This window comes from Streptomyces sp. NPDC086766 (genome assembly GCF_044746005.1).
Classification (GTDB): domain Bacteria; phylum Actinomycetota; class Actinomycetes; order Streptomycetales; family Streptomycetaceae; genus Streptomyces.
The window spans coordinates 86,011-101,222 of sequence record NZ_JBIVBI010000013.1; the positions used below are offsets into that span (position 1 = coordinate 86,011).

The window sequence follows — 15,212 nt, forward strand, 5'->3', positions numbered from 1 at the left end:
CCCGTCGATGACCCGAAAGGACCAACGGAGGGCCTTTCGGCCCCTGGCGGTCCCGAAATCCTTGTGAAGAACTTCACGAACTTTTCCGACGGAGCGTCGCCGAGGGGTGCGCGAGGACCCCTCGGACGCGCTCATACGTTATACGGTCCTGCTCAGCCGAGGCTACTGATCGGTAGCAAAGGAGACCTAGGCCACCGACCACGCGATGCCGTCGAGGATGTCGTGCTCGCTGACGACGACCTCCTCGGCGCCGATCCGCTCCATGATCGCCAGCAGGACCAGCGCGCCCGCGCCGATCACGTCGACCCGGCCCGGGTGCATGGACGGGATCGCCGCGCGCTCGGCGTGGGTGGAGTGCAGCAGCCGCTCGGTGATCTCGCGGACGCGGTCGTGCGAGACGCGGGAGTGGTGGATGGCGGCGGAGTCGTAGGCGGGCAGGTCCTGCGCGATCGCCGACACCGTCGTCACCGACCCGGCCAGGCCCACCAGCGTGCGCGCCTCGCGCAGCGGCACCGTCCGCTCGGCGAGGTCGAGGGCCGCCTCGACGTCCGCCCTTATCGCGGCGATCCGCTCCTCGGTGGGCGGGTCGGCGACGACCCCGTCCCGCACCAGGTGACGCTCCGTCATCCGGACGCAGCCGACGTCGACGGAGCGTGCCGCACGCACGTGGTCGTCGCCGACGACGAACTCCGTGGAGCCGCCGCCGATGTCCACGACCAGGAAGGGCCTGGCCAGGTCCGCGCGTCCGGTCAGCTCCTTCGTGGCGCCGGTGAAGGAGAACTCCGCCTCCTGCTCGCCGGAGATGACCTCGGGCTCGACGCCGAGGATGTCCAGCACCCCGCGCACGAACTCGTCCCGGTTCTCCGCGTCCCGGGAGGCGGAGGTGGCCACGAAGCGCAGCCGCTCGGCGCCGTGCTCCTTGATGACCTCGGCGTACTCCCGGCAGGCCGCGAAGGTCCGCTCCAGCGCCTCGGGGGCGAGCCGCCCGGTGCGGTCGACGCCCTGGCCGAGCCGCACGATGGTCATGCGCCGGTCCAGTTCGACGAGTTCGCCGGTCCCGGGGTTCGCGTCGGCGACGAGCAGCCGGATGGAGTTCGTACCGCAGTCGACGGCGGCGACCCGGGTCACCGGTCCTCCTCCGGCACCGTCACGCAGGCGCCCTTCGCCCACCACTCGGGCAGCATCGCGAGCGCCTCGTCGCCGAGCGGGTTGACGCCCGGCCCGGCGGCCAGCGAGTGGGCGACCAGGACGTGCAGGCACTTGACCCGGTCCGGCATCCCGCCGGCGCTCGGGAAGCCCGTCAGCTCCTCGATCTCGTCCCGGCGCCGGATGTAGTCCTCGTGCGCGGCGCGGTAGGCGGCGGCGAGCTCGGGGTCGGTCCCCAGCCGCTCCGTCATCTCCTTCATCACGCCGTTGGCCTCCAGGGTGCCGATCGCGGAGGCCGCCTTGGGGCACGTCAGGTAGTACAGCGTGGGGAAGGGGGTGCCGTCGGGCAGCCGCGGGGCCGTCTCGACGACGTCCGGCTGCCCGCAGGGGCAGCGGTGGGCGATCGCGCGCAGCCCGCGCGGCGGGCGCCCGAGCTGCTGCTTGAAGGCCTCGACGTCCGCGTCGGTGGGCTCGGTGCGCGGGGTCGTGGGCGGTGGCGTTTCCATGCCTTGCTTTCTGTGCGTCGGTCCGTTCACTGGTCGGAGGCGTCGGACTTGTCGACTCCGTCCCAGACGTTCACGTACCAGGGGCGGCGGGCCGCCGCCAGGTCGAAGCGCGACTGCCGGGCCCGGCCCGGGTCGACGACCACGAAACCGGTCTCGCCGGGCAGCACGTAGTGCAGCCGCAGCCGGATCTGCTGCCGGGCGTACGCGTCGTCCTGCCAGCGTGCCTTGAGGTCGCGCAGCTGCTTCACCCGTTCCTGGGCCTGCCGCTTCTGCTGCCGGAGCGCGTCGATCTCGGCGCGCTGGGAGACGTACTGGCGCATCGGGTACGCCAGGGCGACCACCAGCGAGCAGACCACGAGCGCGAGCAGCGCCGCGCGCCCGGTGAGCCGGGAGCGGCGGGCCTGCCGCCGGGTCTGGGAGCGGTAGACGCGGGCCGCGGTCTGCTCGCCGAGCAGCCTGAGCCTGGTCGCGGTGGAGAACCGGTCCCGGTCGGTCACGGCCTCCCACCTCGACTCACTACGCCGGTCACCTCTGCCTCCTGCCGGGGGTCCGGGGATCGTCCCCCGGGACAGCGCAGTACAGCCATCGTCCCCGCCTCCCGTGGGTCGGCACACACGCGTACGTCCCCGGACACGGTACGGGACCGAGTACGGGGACGTACGTGCGACTGGCCAGGCCTCACCCGGGGTTGGCCCCGGGCGGGCACGGGGTCAGACCTTGGAGACCGCGACGTTCCCCTTGAAGCGCGGGAACGCGCTGCGGCCGGCGTACACCGCGGCGTCGTCGAGGATCTCCTCGATGCGCAGCAGCTGGTTGTACTTGGCGACGCGCTCGGAGCGGGCCGGGGCGCCGGTCTTGATCTGGCCGCAGTTGGTGGCGACGGCCAGGTCGGCGATGGTGACGTCCTCGGTCTCGCCGGAGCGGTGGGACATCATGCACTTGAAGCCGTTGCGCTGGGCCAGCTCGACCGCGTCGAGGGTCTCGGTCAGCGAGCCGATCTGGTTGACCTTGACCAGCAGCGCGTTGGCGGCGCCGTCCTCGATGCCGCGCGCCAGGCGCTCGGGGTTGGTGACGAACAGGTCGTCGCCGACGAGCTGGACCTTGTCGCCGAGCTGGTCGGTGATGGTCTTCCAGCCCGCCCAGTCGTCCTCGAACAGCGGGTCCTCGATGGAGACCAGCGGGTACGCGGCGACGAGCTCGGCGTAGTAGTCGGTCATCTCGGCGGCCGTGCGGGTCTTGCCCTCGAAGAGGTAGGAGCCGTCCTTGTAGAACTCGGACGCGGCGACGTCGAGCGCCAGGGCGATCTGCTCGCCGGGGGTGTAGCCGGCCTCCTTGATCGCCTCGAGGATGAGGTCCAGGGCCTCGCGGTTGGAGCCGAGGTTGGGGGCGAAGCCGCCCTCGTCGCCGAGGCCGGTGGACAGGCCCTTGCTCTTCAGGACCTTCTTCAGGGTGTGGTAGACCTCGGTGCCCCAGCGCAGGGCCTCGGAGAAGGACTCCGCGCCGATCGGGGCGATCATGAACTCCTGGATGTCCACGTTGGAGTCGGCGTGCGAGCCGCCGTTCAGGATGTTCATCATCGGCACCGGCAGCAGGTGCGCGTTCGGGCCGCCCAGGTAGCGGAAGAGCGGGAGGTCGCTCGCCTCGGAGGCGGCGTGGGCGACGGCGAGGGAGACGCCGAGGATGGCGTTGGCGCCGAGGGAGCCCTTGTTGTCGGTGGCGTCCAGGTCGAACATGGCCTGGTCGATCAGGCGCTGCTCGGTGGCGTCGTAGCCGACCAGCTCCGGGCCGATCTGCTCGATGACGGCGAGGACGGCCTTCTCGACACCCTTGCCCTGGTAGCGGCCCGGGTCACCGTCGCGGAGCTCGATGGCCTCGAAGGCACCGGTGGAGGCGCCGGACGGGACGGCGGCACGACCCGTGCTGCCGTCGTCGAGGCCGACCTCGACCTCGACCGTGGGGTTGCCTCGGGAGTCCAGGATTTCCCGGGCTACGACGACGTCGATGGACGGCACGAGCATCTCCTTCGTGGATGTGACGCTGGTTGTGCGGGGCTGGTGTGCCTTGCGACTAGAGCCTAACCGCCACGGGCCGCCGGCCGACCGACCGACCGTCCCGTGGACAGGCTGACCGTACACATTGTTCACGCGCGGAACAAAGGGGCCCGGGGAAACCGGGACCACTTGGAGACACAAAAAAGCCCCGCCCCGGCGCGTACGGGGGACACGCGCCGGGGCGGGGAGCCCGTGAGGGCGGGGAGCGGCCCCTCGCGTGACCCCCAGGGGGCCGGGGTCACGCGCGGGAGGGGCCGGTGGTCCGGCTACCGGGCCGCTGTCACTTCAGGTGCAGCTGCTGGCCCGGGTAGATCAGGTTGGCGTCCTGGACGATGTTCTTGTTCAGCTCGAACAGCTTCTTCCAGCCACCCTGCACCTTGTGCTTCTGGGCGATGGTGCTGAGGGTGTCGCCGGCGACCACCTTGTACTCGCCGTCACCCTTGGCGACCTTCTTGCCGGTCGGGGTGGTGACGGTCTTCTTGGGGGCCGGACGCGTCGCGGAGCGGTTGGCGGCCTGCTTCTCGGTGGAGCGGGTGGTGGTGCTCTTCGTCGAGGTGCCACCGCTGTACGGGGTGCTGGACAGGTTCTTGCCGCAGACCGGCCAGGCGCCCTTGCCCTGGCTCGCGAGGACCTTCTCGGCGACGGCGATCTGCTGCGACTTGCTCGCCAGGTCGGCGCGGGAGGCGTAGGCGGTGCCACCGAACGCGGCCCAGGTGGAGTTGGTGAACTGCAGACCGCCGTAGAAACCGTTGCCCGTGTTGATGGACCAGTTGCCGCCGGACTCGCACTGGGCGACCGCGTCCCACTCGGAGGCGGTGGCGGCGGAGGCCGTGCCGGTCGCCATCAGCGGGGCGGCGACGGCGGCGCCGGTGACACCGGCGAGGGCGATGGCGCGGGTGGCCTTGGACGGACGACGGTGCTTGCCAGTGCTCGAAAACAGCATGGTGGATCCCCTCACCGACGCCTGCGAGGTGAGCTGTCGGGTTCGGGCCGGTTGAGTTGCCCGGCCGTGCCCCTTGCGGCGCACGGCTTCACCCCTAGCCGGTCCGGCTCAATCGCCGGACACGGCACTTACCTTGGGTCCCCCGCTCCTGCCTACGGCGCATGACGCGACGACTGGTCCCGGGCAGCCGCTGGCAGGATTCGGCGTTGCGACAGCCGGGGCTCGTGGTGACGAGCGGACACGACCGTAGACACGCGATCCGGGGAATTTCAAAGGCGATCAGGGCTTCTGAGACCCATCCCACACTTTCACCTAATCGGACATTAGGTGATAAATGCGTCCCGAACTCCCCCTACTTTTGGGTGGTTTCGGTAGGGAGATCAAGGGTCTGACCGGCGAAAATGTGATTCGGGTCGACACCGATCGCATCCTTGTTCGCCGCGTAGAGCGATCGCCATCCGCCGTCGACCGCAAGGGAGTCGGCGATGGACGCGAGCGAGTCCCCGGCGCGGACGGTGTAGGAGTCGTCCACCGTGGCGCGCGCGTCGGCGTCGCCGCGCGAGGCGTGCCGGCCGGAGGAGGTGTCGACCCGGACGTCGGCCGGGCCCTCTGCCGCGCTGCCGCCGCGGTGCCGGCCGCCGCCGATGGAGCCGGTGTCCACCAGCGCGGAAGAACCGCCGATCTGGGCAGAGTTGTCCGGATCGTCCACCTCGGGAGACACCGAGGGGGAGCTGCTGGAGTCATGCGATGCGCCCGCATCGGCGGATGTGTCGGACTTACCCGATTCACCCTTCTTGCCGGACAGCGAGGGCGACGAGGGTGAAGTCGAGGGCGTCTCACTGGACTCGTCGGAGGAACCGGACGAACCGGACTTGCCGTGCGAAGAACCGGACGAACCGGACGAGTGGGAGATGCCCGGCGCCGCATTGGAGAGCCCCGAGTCGGCCGAACCGGGCGAATCGGAGGAGTCCGACGAGCCGGACAAGGCGTCCCCCAGGCCGGTGTCGACGTTCGCCGCGCCGGAGTCCTTGGTGAGACCGGACAGCAGACCGCAGGTGGGCCAGGCGCCGGGACCCCGGTCGGCGAGGATCTTCTCGGCGACGGATATCTGCTGGGACCGGCTGGCCTGGTCCGCGCTCGGCGCGAAGGAGAGACCGCCGTACTTCTCCCAGTCGTCCTGGGTCAACTGCAGGCCGCCGTAGTAGCCGTTGCCGTTGTCGGCGCTCCAGGAGCCGCCGCTCTCGCACTCCGCCACCTTGTCCCACGTGGTGCCGTCGGCCGCGCTCGCGCCGGATGCGCCGAGCAGCGGAAGGGCGATGGCGGATCCGGTCACACCGGCCGCGACGAGGATGGCCGGGGCCTGGCGGGGGCGACGGTGACGGCCGTTGCCGGGGAGCATGCGGAAGCCTTTCGCGTGACAGCGGTGACCGGCGCGGCGGGAAACGCTCTCCGCCACGCTGATGCGTGAACGTAGCGGGTGCCGATCACTTGTCACAAGTTCATGCCGCGCAGATCACGTGAAGATCACATAGTTGAGCGCGCGTCACATTGCCTTCACCGGCTCACCGGCCGGGGGACGACACCTGCCGTACTCAGCCAAGGGGCGTGAACCGGACGGGCAGCGTGCGCAGGCCGCGCATGATGAGACCGCCGCGCCAGCGCAAGTCCGCCGGCTCCGCGTCGAGTCGGAGGTCCGGCAGGCGGGTCAGGAGGGTGGCGAGCGCGGTCTGGCCCTCCAGCCGGGCGAGCGGGGCGCCGAGGCAGTAGTGGATGCCGTGCCCGTAGCCGAGGTGCTGGTTGTCGCGCCGGCCGAGGTCGAGCACGGCCGGGTCGGCGAACCGCGCGGGGTCCCGGTCGGCGGCGGCGAGGACGACGAGGACCGGGTCGCCGGGGGCGATGTCCTGCCCGCCGATGGTGAGCGGCCGGGTGGCGAACCGCCAGGTGGCCAGCTCCACGGGGCCGTCGTAGCGCAGAAGTTCTTCGACCCCGGTCTCCAGCAGGCCGCGTTCCCCGGCCGCCAGCGAGTCCTCCAGCCGGCGGCGCTGCCCGGGGTGGGTGAGCAGGGCGTAGGTGCCGTTGCCGATGAGGTTGACGGTCGTCTCGAAGCCCGCGAAGAGGAGGATGAAGGCCATCGCGGCGGCCTCGTTCTCGGTGAGGTGCTCGCCGTGGTCGGAGGCGCGGATGAGACCGGAGATGAGGTCCTCGCCCGGACCGGGCTCGGCCGGGAGCGCCTCGCGCTTGCGGTGGATGAGGTCGGCGAGGTAGCCGCGCATCCGCTTCACCGCCCGCGCGACCCCGCCCCGCGGGCCTCCCCCGTGCCGGATCATCATGCCCGCCCAGTCCCGGAAGTCGTCCTGGTCCTCGCGCGGCACGCCGAGCAGGTCGCAGATGGCGTAGATGGGGAGCGGGAAGGCGAACTCGTGGATGAGGTCGGCGGTGCCGCGCCCGGCGAACCGGTCGATGAGGTCGTCGGCCAGCTCCTGCACGCGCGGCGCGAACTCGGCGACGCGGCGGGGCGTGAACGCCTTGCTGACCAGCCGGCGCAGCCGGGTGTGGTCCGGCGGGTCGATGTTGAGCAGATGGGTCATCAGCTCGGCCTTGCGCTCGCCGGGGATGCCGGTCTTGCCCTTGGCGTGCGCGGGCTCGTCGTGGTGCGCCGGGTTCTTGCTCAGCCGCTGGTCGGCCAGGGCCTGCTTGGCGTCGGCGTACCGGGTGACCAGCCAGGCCTCGACCCCGCTGGGCAGCCGGGTGCGGTGCACCGGGGCGTGCTCGCGCAGCCAGGCGTACGCCGGGTAGGGGTCGCTCGCGAACTCCCAGGAGAAGAGCTCGGGGGCGGGGCTGCCGGGGGCGAGCCGGCTCGGCAGGGGGTGGGCGGGTCCGGGCTGGTCCGGTGGGGTCTGGGCGGTCACTCCTCGACGTTATCCGGCCGCGCGGCGGCCGCCCGCTCCGTCTCCCTGATGGCGTCCCGGTAGGCGCGGGCCGCCGCGCGCAGCGCGGCCTCCGGGTCGACGCCCCCGGCCTCGGCGCGGGCGGCCATCGCCAGCAGCTCGTAGCCGACGCCCTCCGCCTTCGGCAGCGGCACGTCCAGGCCCGCCGTGCGCACCCGGGACGCCAGCTTCGCGGCCAGGGCGAGACCGGGCTGGCCGAGCGGGACGCCCTCGGTCACGGAGGTCCGGCGCTTCTCCTCGGCCTTGGTGCGCAGCCAGTGCTCCTTGACCTCCTCGGGGGTGGCGGCCGTCTCCTCCCCGAAGACGTGCGGGTGGCGGTGGATCAGCTTGGCGACGATGCCGCCGGCGACGTCGTCGATGGAGAACGGCTCCTCGGCGTCCTCCTCGGCGATACGGGCGTGGAAGACGACCTGGAGCAGGACGTCCCCGAGCTCCTCGCGCAGCTCGGCGCGGTCGCCGTCCTCGATCGCCTCGACCAGCTCGTACGCCTCCTCGATGCCGTACTTCGCCAGGCCCTGGTGGGTCTGGCGGGAGGACCAGGGGCACTCGGCGCGGATACGGTCCATGACCTGGACCAGGTCGAGGAGCCGGGCGCCCGGCAGGTCGTAGGAGGCGGGCAGCAGCTCCAGCTCCGGCATGGCGACCCGGCCCGAACCCGCGAGACGGGCGAGCCCGTCGGTCAGGGCCGGCTCGCCCTCCCCGGTCGCCACCACCACGACCTTGCGGCCGCCGGCACAGGCCGCGACCAGCTCCTCGGCGGTCGGCGCCGCCTCGTCCACGGCCACGCCCGCCTCGCGCAGGTACGGCAGCTGCGGGTGCGCGCCGTCCGCGCACAGCACCCGGTCGGCCGCGTGCAGTGCCTGCCAGGCGGGCCAGGACAGCAGGCCCGGGGCGACCCGGTGGCTGGTCGTGAGCAGGACGACGCGGCCGGGGGCGGCGGCCGGCTCGTCCGGAGCGGCGTCGATGCTGGTGGTGTTCACGCTCCGAACGTAACGCACGGCACCGACGGCCCCGCGGGCCGTCCACAGACGTCCGCGGACCCCCGCGAAGGCCCGGCGGACGCCGCCGCCGGACCGCGCGCGTCAGACGTGCGTGTCAGGCATCGGGGTCAGGCCTGCACCGGGCGTGCGTGTCAGGCCGTCTGCTGCGCGGTCTGCGTGGAGACGTCGCGCAGCCACGGGCTCTTCGTCTCGACGCGCGTGCTCTTCTGCACGTCCCAGCTGCCGTAGCGCGGGTTGAGGTCGATGCGCAGCGACCGGGAGGCGTCGGACAGGGCCTTCCAGAACTCCGGCCGGCTGGTGTCGGAGTGCAGCTTGGTCGCCAGCTTCTGGGCCTCCAGCTGGAGGCGGAGGTTCTCGTCGAGGCGCTTCGGCGGCACCCCGTACTGCTGGAGCCAGGCCGTCTGCAGCCCCTTGCGGCCGCCCGCCTGCCGCTCGAGGCCGGTGCGCATCTGCTGGATCTCCCGGCGGCTGACGGAGACGCCCGCGTCCCGGGCGGCCCGGTCGAGGACCCGGTTGAGGACCAGCTGGTGCAGGGTGTCCCGGGCGAGCGTGCCGGTCCGGGCGACCACCCGCTCGTACTGCGCCGCGTCGGGCACCGCGGCGCGCTGCGCCTGCCGCACCTCGTCCACCCTGCTCTGCAGCTGCGCGACGGTGATCCGCTGCCCGCCGACCACGGCGGCGGCGCCGGGATGGGCGTCGTTCCCGCAGGCGGTGAGGGCGGGAGCCGCAGCGGCGATCACGGCGGACAGGACGAGCGCGGTGCGACGGCGGCGGTGCAAGGAAGCCTCCCGAGGAGAGATTGTGCGACGGTGCACAAAGTCTTGCGATGATCGATGGTAGGCAGCGGCCGGGCTCCGGCCAACCCATTCGACCAACGATTCACGACGAGTTCGGGCACCGCCCTCGCCGCCCGGGCCCGCAGCGCGGCTCGCGCACCGACGCACCCCGGCGGCTCAGCCTCGCCGCACCGCCGCACCGCCCGGCGGCTCAACCCTGTTCGCGCCCTGTTCGCGCCCCGCCTGCACCGCCGCACCGCCGCACCGCCCGCTGCTCAGCTCCGGTCGCGCACCGCCCGCTCGACGGCCGCGGCCACGTCGGCGCGCACCCCGTCGCCGGCGCCGACCGTGGTCACGTTCCCGCCGGAGCGGTCACCGCCGCCGACCAGGACGAAGCCGACCTTCGCGTACCGCGGCGCGCTCTGGGCCGCCGCCGTGGTCTCGGGGCGGCCGACGGCCAGGACGACGTCGCAGGAGCGCTGCAGCATCCCGTTGAGGAAGGGCCGCGCGTTGCCGACGCTCTGCTCGCCGCTCACCTGGGAGTAGCTGACCCGGGCGTGGGTGGCGAGGGAGGCGTCCTGCATGCCCTGCCAGACGCGGGCGGCGGTGGTGCCGGTGATGCCGTCCTTGCCGGTGAGCAGGCAGGCGTCGGTCTCGGTGTAGTGCCGGGCGCGGGTCTCGGGGATGGGCGGCCGGTCGTCGTGCCCGAGCAGCAGCACGCCCGCCACGACCAGCGCGGCGACGACGGCCACCGCGCCCGCCGCGAGGGCGATGGTGCGCCCGCGCAGCGAGCGCAGCCAGGTGACGGCGGCCCGCCCCACCCCGGCGAGCCGCCCGCCCGCCGGGGTCCGCGCGTCCTTCGCCGGGCGCGCCTTCGTCACCTGTCTGACCTGCTTGGCCACCAGAACCGCCCGCTCCTGTCCCAGTTCTTCTCTCGGATGCCGCGTCAGCCGGTGATGGCGACGGGCGCGTCCCACGCGTCACGGTCGACGGTGAGGGTGATGCCGCCGTGCGACTCCTTGCTGTTCACCATGTACTGGTGGCCGCGGCTGTGGTTGGTGAACTGGGTGGAGCCCCAGGGCCAGTCGGTCGTGGTGGTGTTCTGCTTGTCCCACAGGGCGTACCAGAGGTTGCCCGGCAGGTCGGTCTTGTCGGTCGCGGTGGCGATGGCCTTGGCGCTGGAGCTGGTGAAGCCGTAGAAGCCGGCCCGGTACGTCTTGACGCGCAGTTCCTTGTCGAAGGCGCGGACGTAGGTGAGCACGGCGTCGTTGCACGACTTGTTGGTGATGTCGTACGGCTCCATGTCGAGGTAGATCGGGCTGCCGGCCTTCATGCCGAGCGCCGAGGCCTTGGCGACCGCGTCGTTGGCGTCGCTGGTGCCGAGGGTGGCGGCGGTGGAGGCGGTGAGCTTCTCCGGGTTGGAGCTGGTCTGGCACGGCGGCTGGGCACCGACGTAGATCGGGATGAGCTTCCAGCCGATGGAGCTGACCGACTTCACCCAGGAGGCGGTGAGGTTGGGCTGGCTGCAACCGCGGTTCTTGCCGCCGACGTAGACGGCGGCGGCGCCGTAGAACCCGGTGTGCCAGGCCTTCATGGTGGACAGCGAGGGCGCGGTGCAGGTGTCGAAGGCACGGCCGGTGTACGTCTTCTGGGCCGGCCAGGTGGTGGCGGCCATGGAGGTCTGCGCCGCGATCCCGGCTCCCGCGACGACGGCCGCCCCGGCCACCGCCCACGTGGCGTACCTGCGCTTCCTGGACTGCCGGTGCTCGGCCATGCCCACCCCTTTTTATCTGTGCGTGCGCGCGCGTTCGTCCGCGCGCACGCGTGTGGAGCGGCGTACGACGGCGGTCGGGCGTCGTGCGTCCGCTGAAAAAACGTCGCTTGGTCCCCTGAAACGGCTTACGGCGCGCGTGAGTCCGTCTGGCGGCACTCTCCCCGGCGCTCGAAGCGCATCGCAAAGTAACCGATGCTGCCCCAGCACACGGGAAACGGAGCCCCTTGTTCGGCTCATGATTCACTCAAGCAACGGCAAAAACTTCCGTCCCATTGCTGGTGAGCGTGCGCCATGCACGTCAACTCGCCGCTCTTGACCTGTTGTTGGGCAACCCCATACCCGTAGGTGTACTGTGCACGCGTTGGACGCCGTAGGGTCCGATGGCCGCCCCCCTGTCTCAAACAGCCGCCCGTCCGGCTCAGTTGGCTCTTCAGAAGGACTCAGATGCACATCCCGTCCCGCACCGCCCGCGCCGCCCGTGTCCTCGCCGTGGCCGCGCTGCCCCTGGCCCTGGCGGCCTGCGGATCCCAGCAGGCCACGTCCGCCAAGGGGTCGGCGTCCTCGTCTCCCGCCAAGGACCCGAACGCGGGCCTGCTGACCGGCGCGCAGATGAAGAAGGCCCTCGCTCCGGCGTCCTTCTTCCCCGCCGGCTTCGCGGTGGACCCGAGCGGGGAGAGGGACTCCGGTGACACCTACACGGCTCCGTCCACGGCCCCCGCGGCCAAGCCGGACTGCGCGAAGCTGGGCGGCACCGCCTGGATCGCGGTCACCGGCATCTCCGGGGTGTCCTTCGCGCAGAACGACTACGTCAGCAAGAACACCTCCGAGGACATCGCCCAGGAGATCGACGCCTACCGCGGCACGACCGCTTCCGACGTCCTGAAGGCCGTGCAGAAGACGGCCGCGGCCTGCGACGGCTTCGCCGACTCCCAGACCCACTCGAAGGTGAAGGTGGCCGGTGCCGCCACGCCCGGCCTGGGCGACGAGGCCTACACGGTCACCCTGACCGACTCCGCCTGGCAGAACGGCACCACGCTGATCGCCGCCCGCGTCGGCACCAACGTCGTCAGCGTGATGTCGACGGACGGCCACGACAACGGGGCGGCGACGGCGAAGAAGCTGACGCAGCGGATCGTCGCGTCCCTGAAGAAGACGGCCTGACAGGGGTCTGTGCGGGCCGCCCGGTGACCTAGTCTTGCCCTCTGCACTGCCTTGGGGGGTAAGCATGGAAAAGCGTCTGGAAGCCGGCTGGTTCCAGCGGATCGCCTGGTCGATCCTGGCGTGGGGCTCGCTGGGCCTGCTGGTGTGGGTCCCGTTCCTGGTCGTGGCGGTCCGCCGCGGCCGCGGCTCGGACTGGGGGGCGTTCGCGGCCTTCCTCTTCTACGAGTGCGTGACGCTCCCGTGGGCCTCCATCACGTCGGGCGGCGACGGCGACCCGGTCCTGGGCGCCGTCGCCCTCCTGTGCCTGCTGGTCGCCACCGCCATGCTGCTCTTCGCCGTCTTCGACCCCCGCTCGCCCCAGGGCGCCCAGGGAGCACGGCCGATGTACGGAACCCCGCCGGCGCCCACGCAGGGGCAGTCGTACGGATATCCGTACGGGCGGTGAGCCTGTCCGGGGTGACGAAGGCACGGCGGGGCGAAGGCACGGCGGCCGACTGACGTACGGCTGACGGCACGGCTGACGGTGCGCCAGAAACGCGACCGTCGCTTGACCGTTCACCTACCGTCCGGACATCCGCCGTTCATCCGATCTCCTTACCGTCCCCCCGTCTTGATCGGCGGCCGGCTCGTGCCGGAGCCGATTCCTCCCATGTACGGAGTCCCATGGCCCTCAACGCCCGCCGCAACCGCCAACTGCTGCAGGCGGCCGCCCCCTTGCTCGTCGAAGGCGAGCAGGTGCAGCTGACCTCCCTGGCCGGTGTCGGCTCGGTCTCCGTCCGCAGGCAGGCGCTCACCGCCGCCGTGGTCGGTGTCCTCAGCGCGGGCACGGTGATGGCCACGGTGACGCCCCGCCCGCTGTACATCGTCCTGACCGACCGGCGGGTGCTGTTCTTCGACGGCAACCGAGGCGGCAAGCCGGGCAAGCTGCTCATCAACCTCCCCCGCGAGTACGTCACCGCCGGCAACTCCAAGAAGGCGTTCCTGGGCCTGCAGTACGTCACCCACCTGTCGGTGGCCGGTCAGGAGCAGGGCCTGAAGGTCACGTTCCCGGTCCAGCACCGGGGGGACGGGCCGCGGTTCGTGTCGGGGCTGCCGGTGACCCGCTGACGGCCGGCCGTACCGGGGAATCCGCCGTCCCCGGTACGGCCCTCCGCCAGCTTCACGCGGCCGGTGCGGCGCCCATGAAGATGGGGTTGGTCAGGGCGGCCATCGGACCGAACATCAGCGCCTGCCCCATGGTGTTGCCCTGCCCCGGGCTGCCGTCCGCCATAGGGTGGCGCACCTCGGCGCGTACGTACGCCGCGAGCGAGGCGGTCGTCCGCCACACCACCGTGCCGGACCCGGAGGCGCCCACCGACTCCTGGTGCATCTGGCCCTCGTCGGTGATGAACCGGACCGTGCCGTTGGGCACGCCCTGGACGTCGAGCCGGACGTCCACCGGCGCGTCCGCGGGAACGCTCAGCCTCTCGCCGATGCCGGCCTGGCGGCCGTGACCGCTGGCGGTGAAGGTCAGCTTGACGGAGGACGACTCCGCGATCCAGTTACGGCCCGCACGGATACCGTCCATGAGGGAGTCGGTGGCCAGGTCGTCCGCGTGGACGACGTTGTGCGGCAGGCCGATGACCTGCGGATCGCTGTGCGCGTCGCTGTTGCCCATGGCCGGGAGCCAGCGCCTGCCGGTGCGGAGGGCCTCGCCGAGCTTCTGGTCCCAGGTGCTGACCGCGTGCTCGTCGTCGTAGGTCCACGGCCCGGTCCACACCTCGGTGGCGTCGGCGTCCTCGAAGCCGAACTTCCACTGGCAGGCGACGTACGCGCAGTACATGTGCGCGGGGACCACGAGGCCGCCACCGCGGCGCACCTGTCGCGAGAAGCGGCCGAACGCGTCGTCGCGCGAACGGTAGCGCCAGTCGATCCACTCGCCCGCCGGAAGGCCGAGGGCCAGCCAGTGCCCGTTGCGGGTGGTGACCTCCTCACCGGGAATGATCAGCAGGTCCGGCCCCGCGTACTCGCCCCACACCGCGTGCGAGGCGGGCGTGTTGTGGTCGGTGGAGACCATGAAGTCCAGCCCGGCGGCGCGCGCGCCGGCCGCGACCTCGCCCGGCAGGCGCTTGCCGTCGGAGTAGACCGTGTGCAGGTGGCAGTCGCCGCGGTACCAGTCACGGCCGCGCCCCCTGGCCCGCTGCGGCGGGTACTTCTTCACGTAGGCGGGCCCGGGTTCGCCGTAGGTCAGCGTCACCTCGACCCGGTAGTTCATGCCCTGCGGCGCCACCTGGTAGGGGCCGAGCACGACGTTCCAGGTGCCGGCGTTGACCGGGCCCGGCAGGTATCCGGGCGTGGCGTCACTGTTGCTGATCTCGAACGACGTACGGAACCCACCGGACCAGCCACGGAAGCCGCGTCCGCCGAGCGCGGTTCCCCGCTCGTCGAACACACCGATGTCGCAGGCGTTGCCCGGTGTGCCCGCGGGGACGGCCGGCTTGTCGTAGGAATACGAGACGGCGATCTTCTGCACGCCCTGGGGGACCTCGACGGGGAGGTAGACGAAATCCGCGGCCCCGGTCTCCAGGGACCCGGTGATGGTGCGGGTCGCACTGCCACCGGCCGGGCTGGTGCCCCCGGAGGAGCCGTCGGCCGCCCGCGCGAACGAGACCGGGGCCAGGGTGAGGGCGGCGGCGCCGGCCATCCCCGCGGTGATGAGTCGCCGCCGTCCCGGTCCGGCGGCCGAGTCGCCGGCACCCGCGGCGCCGGCCGGGAGGGGATCCGCGTGGTGCTCGCAATGTCCGTCAAGGCACATGTCGTCCTCAGCAAAGTCGTCTTGATAGGCGCACGATGAACGCACCAAGGGCCCTCAGACTCTGGTCCGGCCGTGTGGACGGCGGATGATCCCGGCATGAAGGCTTCGCGGC

General features: G+C 71.9%; 15 protein-coding genes and 1 riboswitch. Of the genes, 3 read left to right on the forward strand and 12 right to left on the reverse strand.

Going from position 1 to position 15,212, the window contains the following annotated elements; all coding sequences use genetic code 11:
• Window positions 1-186 precede the first annotated feature (186 nt).
• From ACIPM1_RS23490 to ACIPM1_RS23540, 11 genes are all read right to left on the reverse strand, one after another.
• Entirely contained in the window at window positions 187-1,128 is a 942-nt protein-coding gene (locus tag ACIPM1_RS23490; RefSeq protein ID WP_402437632.1) for an exopolyphosphatase, read from the reverse strand.
• Window positions 1,125-1,652, reverse strand: coding sequence for a DUF501 domain-containing protein (locus ACIPM1_RS23495; protein ID WP_356188646.1), 528 nt, complete (start codon window positions 1,650-1,652; stop codon window positions 1,125-1,127). The genes ACIPM1_RS23490 and ACIPM1_RS23495 overlap by 4 nt, the downstream gene beginning before the upstream one ends.
• Before the next feature lie 26 nt (window positions 1,653-1,678).
• The gene (locus ACIPM1_RS23500; protein WP_402437634.1) at window positions 1,679-2,149 is read right to left on the reverse strand and encodes a septum formation initiator family protein; all 471 of its coding nucleotides are present in this window, start codon (window positions 2,147-2,149) and stop codon (window positions 1,679-1,681) included.
• 213 nt (window positions 2,150-2,362) lie between these two features.
• Window positions 2,363-3,664 carry a phosphopyruvate hydratase gene (eno, locus tag ACIPM1_RS23505; RefSeq protein ID WP_402437636.1) on the reverse strand — a complete coding sequence of 434 codons (1,302 nt, stop codon included), beginning with the start codon at window positions 3,662-3,664 and terminating at the stop codon, window positions 2,363-2,365.
• Between the two features lie 319 nt (window positions 3,665-3,983).
• The gene (locus tag ACIPM1_RS23510; protein ID WP_402437638.1) at window positions 3,984-4,646 is read right to left on the reverse strand and encodes a transglycosylase family protein; all 663 of its coding nucleotides are present in this window, start codon (window positions 4,644-4,646) and stop codon (window positions 3,984-3,986) included.
• 3 nt (window positions 4,647-4,649) lie between these two features.
• Window positions 4,650-4,816, reverse strand: a riboswitch (cyclic di-AMP (ydaO/yuaA leader).
• Between the two features lie 182 nt (window positions 4,817-4,998).
• The gene (locus ACIPM1_RS23515; protein ID WP_402437640.1) at window positions 4,999-6,045 is read right to left on the reverse strand and encodes a transglycosylase family protein; all 1,047 of its coding nucleotides are present in this window, start codon (window positions 6,043-6,045) and stop codon (window positions 4,999-5,001) included.
• Window positions 6,046-6,238: 193 nt separating this feature from the next.
• Window positions 6,239-7,555 (reverse strand): cytochrome P450, encoded by a 1,317-nt coding sequence (locus ACIPM1_RS23520; RefSeq protein WP_402437642.1) that lies wholly within the window; start codon window positions 7,553-7,555, stop codon window positions 6,239-6,241.
• Window positions 7,552-8,574: a nucleoside triphosphate pyrophosphohydrolase gene (locus ACIPM1_RS23525; protein ID WP_402437644.1), complete on the reverse strand. Its 1,023-nt coding sequence runs from the start codon at window positions 8,572-8,574 to the stop codon at window positions 7,552-7,554. Before ACIPM1_RS23525 ends, ACIPM1_RS23520 begins: the two co-directional genes overlap by 4 nt.
• A gap of 152 nt (window positions 8,575-8,726) precedes the next feature.
• Window positions 8,727-9,374, reverse strand: a complete 648-nt coding sequence (locus ACIPM1_RS23530; RefSeq protein ID WP_356188656.1) for a SurA N-terminal domain-containing protein — start codon at window positions 9,372-9,374, stop codon at window positions 8,727-8,729.
• A gap of 272 nt (window positions 9,375-9,646) precedes the next feature.
• Complete coding sequence (locus ACIPM1_RS23535; RefSeq protein ID WP_402437647.1) at window positions 9,647-10,273, reverse strand: hypothetical protein; 627 nt, start codon at window positions 10,271-10,273, stop codon at window positions 9,647-9,649.
• Window positions 10,274-10,317: 44 nt separating this feature from the next.
• Window positions 10,318-11,145: a glycoside hydrolase domain-containing protein gene (locus ACIPM1_RS23540; protein ID WP_402437649.1), complete on the reverse strand. Its 828-nt coding sequence runs from the start codon at window positions 11,143-11,145 to the stop codon at window positions 10,318-10,320.
• Between the two features lie 444 nt (window positions 11,146-11,589).
• On the opposite strand from ACIPM1_RS23540, the gene ACIPM1_RS23545 reads away from it, so the two are divergent.
• The 3 genes from ACIPM1_RS23545 to ACIPM1_RS23555 all read left to right on the forward strand — a co-directional run bounded on the left by ACIPM1_RS23545 (window position 11,590) and on the right by ACIPM1_RS23555 (window position 13,413).
• Entirely contained in the window at window positions 11,590-12,306 is a 717-nt protein-coding gene (locus tag ACIPM1_RS23545) for a hypothetical protein (RefSeq protein ID WP_402437651.1), read from the forward strand.
• A 64-nt stretch (window positions 12,307-12,370) separates the two neighbouring features.
• The gene (locus ACIPM1_RS23550; RefSeq protein WP_356188664.1) at window positions 12,371-12,751 is read left to right on the forward strand and encodes a hypothetical protein; all 381 of its coding nucleotides are present in this window, start codon (window positions 12,371-12,373) and stop codon (window positions 12,749-12,751) included.
• 218 nt (window positions 12,752-12,969) lie between these two features.
• Entirely contained in the window at window positions 12,970-13,413 is a 444-nt protein-coding gene (locus tag ACIPM1_RS23555) for a hypothetical protein (protein WP_402437653.1), read from the forward strand.
• A gap of 52 nt (window positions 13,414-13,465) precedes the next feature.
• Here the strand turns inward: ACIPM1_RS23555 and ACIPM1_RS23560 are convergent, their stop codons facing one another.
• Window positions 13,466-14,989: a CehA/McbA family metallohydrolase gene (locus ACIPM1_RS23560; protein WP_402437655.1), complete on the reverse strand. Its 1,524-nt coding sequence runs from the start codon at window positions 14,987-14,989 to the stop codon at window positions 13,466-13,468.
• Between the last annotated feature and the right edge of the window lie 223 nt (window positions 14,990-15,212).

Excerpts from the sequence above, each read along its gene's own strand:
- ACIPM1_RS23495 (WP_356188646.1), bottom strand. The coding sequence starts at position 1,652 with ATGGAAACGCCACCGCCCACGACCCCGCGCACCGAGCCCACCGACGCG.
- ACIPM1_RS23510 (WP_402437638.1), bottom strand. The coding sequence starts at position 4,646 with ATGCTGTTTTCGAGCACTGGCAAGCACCGTCGTCCGTCCAAGGCCACC.
- ACIPM1_RS23515 (WP_402437640.1), bottom strand. The coding sequence starts at position 6,045 with ATGCTCCCCGGCAACGGCCGTCACCGTCGCCCCCGCCAGGCCCCGGCC.
- ACIPM1_RS23540 (WP_402437649.1), bottom strand. The coding sequence starts at position 11,145 with ATGGCCGAGCACCGGCAGTCCAGGAAGCGCAGGTACGCCACGTGGGCG.
- ACIPM1_RS23545 (WP_402437651.1), top strand. The coding sequence starts at position 11,590 with ATGCACATCCCGTCCCGCACCGCCCGCGCCGCCCGTGTCCTCGCCGTG.
- ACIPM1_RS23550 (WP_356188664.1), top strand. The coding sequence starts at position 12,371 with ATGGAAAAGCGTCTGGAAGCCGGCTGGTTCCAGCGGATCGCCTGGTCG.
- ACIPM1_RS23555 (WP_402437653.1), top strand. The coding sequence starts at position 12,970 with ATGGCCCTCAACGCCCGCCGCAACCGCCAACTGCTGCAGGCGGCCGCC.
- ACIPM1_RS23560 (WP_402437655.1), bottom strand. The coding sequence starts at position 14,989 with ATGGCCGGCGCCGCCGCCCTCACCCTGGCCCCGGTCTCGTTCGCGCGG.